This is a genomic window from Rhizobium ecuadorense (assembly GCF_001187535.1).
In the GTDB taxonomy this organism is placed as follows: domain Bacteria; phylum Pseudomonadota; class Alphaproteobacteria; order Rhizobiales; family Rhizobiaceae; genus Rhizobium; species Rhizobium ecuadorense.
The window spans coordinates 1-380 of the sequence record NZ_LFIO01001539.1; the positions used below are offsets into that span (position 1 = coordinate 1).

General features: G+C 57.4%; 1 protein-coding gene. It reads right to left on the reverse strand.

All coding sequences use genetic code 11. The features are described 5' to 3' along the window. On the reverse strand, nucleotides 1-374 hold a 374-nt coding region (locus AF337_RS41195; RefSeq protein WP_193393679.1), incomplete at its 3' end, for a phosphoribosyltransferase domain-containing protein. Nucleotides 375-380: the final 6 nt, after the last annotated feature.

Here is a 380-nt window from a genome sequence, read left to right on the forward strand (position 1 = left end):
ATAGTAGCCTCACTGACTGTTCCCGTGATCTCCGCGCGGGCAGCGCCTTCTGACCAGTCGGTAAGCGTAAGTAGGACTGTGTGCTTCAGCTTCAAACGAATTTTTGCGGGAAGGGCAGCGAAGATGTTGGCAAATGTCTTACCTGTCGAAGCCTCATCGTCAACGAGTACCAAGCCGGTCGCACCATGAACCAAGTCGCGGAGCCTTGCCTCGCATGGTTCGTGCAGGAGGTGCCGCGGGGCATGGCTATGCTCTTCCTCAAATTCGCACAGCAGCGGCAGTTTAAGATCATGGCGAGTGGAGCAGATATATATTGCATCGCCGCGACCAGCGAGTTCGCGGAACCGCCGATGGACACCGGCACCAAGGCCAATGCCCGC